Below are 212 nucleotides of genomic sequence, written 5' to 3' on the forward strand. Positions count from 1 at the left end.
GGAGGTGTACGACGACGCGGACGTCATCAACCGCTCGCTGGACGGGGCCGAGGACGCCTTCGTGGAGCTGTACCACGCGCTGGGCCAACTCCTGTCCCGCCCCGTGGACAGCATCGCGGGGCTGCGCCACCTCCCGGCCGGCTTGGCGGCCCTCATCTCCTCGTCGCCTGCGTACTGGGAGCGCTTCCAGTTCATGACGCAGGGCGAGCAGA

At 69.8% G+C, this 212-nt stretch carries 1 pseudogene; it reads left to right on the plus strand.

The window, feature by feature from the left end:
* Positions 1-212 (plus strand): annotated as a pseudogene (locus U8525_RS34775) (hypothetical protein); the annotation flags it as partial.

The organism is Corallococcus sp. RDP092CA, assembly GCF_041903675.1.
In the GTDB taxonomy this organism is placed as follows: Bacteria; Myxococcota; Myxococcia; order Myxococcales; family Myxococcaceae; genus Corallococcus.